The organism is Gemella bergeri ATCC 700627, from assembly GCF_000469465.1.
Classification (GTDB): domain Bacteria; phylum Bacillota; class Bacilli; order Staphylococcales; family Gemellaceae; genus Gemella; species Gemella bergeri.
Genome location: NZ_KI271828.1, coordinates 10,655 through 11,510, shown reverse-complemented (window position 1 = coordinate 11,510; position 856 = coordinate 10,655). Strand labels below are relative to the sequence as shown.

General features: G+C 35.5%; 1 protein-coding gene. It reads left to right on the top strand.

Translation table 11 applies throughout. The features are described from left to right. The coding region (locus tag HMPREF1983_RS03420; protein WP_021752901.1) for an MSCRAMM family protein at positions 1 to 856 on the top strand (856 nt) is incomplete at both ends.

The following is an 856-nucleotide window of genomic DNA, read 5'->3' as shown; positions in this document are numbered from 1 at the left end:
AGCCGGAAAATCATATGTAGTATATGAAACGGCAACTTCAAAAGAAGATTTAATGGGAACAGGTAAGAAACAAACAGTTGAACATAAAGACCCTAACGATAAGGCCCAAACTATGATTATTAAACCGGGAACTCCTGAAAAAGGGGTAGAATTTAGCAAAGTAAATCTTGCCGGTAAAGAAATTGACGGAGCACAAATCGAAATTAAACAAAAAGTTAAACAAGATGATGATACTTTTAAAGAAAATGTTATTAGCACTTGGATTTCAGAAAAAGGTACAACTCAAAAACTGGAATTACGTGAGGGTGAATATATATTCCATGAAACGGCAGCGCCGGAAGGATATAAAACTGTAACAGATATAACATTTACAGTAGATAAAGATAGTAAAGTAACTGTAAAAGATATAAATGGAAATACTGTAAAAGCGGAAGGTAACAAACTGATAGTAACCGACCAAGATGAACCTGTAGTACCACCAACACCACAACCGAAAGAAGTACAATTCAGTAAAGTGGATATAGCAGGAAAAGAGTTGGCAGGGGCAAAAATCCAAATTCTAAAAGATGGAAAAGTAGTAGATAAATGGACATCAACAAATGAAGTTCATAAAGTAAAATTATCAGAAGGAACATACACATTCCACGAAGAAGCAGCACCGGAAGGATACTTAGCGGTAACGGACATAACATTTACAGTAGATAAAGACGGAAAAGTTAAAGTAACAAATGTAAATGGTAATAAGGTAGAAGCTAAGGGTAATAAACTAATCGTAACGGATAAAACAAAACCGGTGAATCCGCCGCAACCACCAGAACCTGGGCAAAAAGAAGTACAATTCAGCAAAGTGAACTTA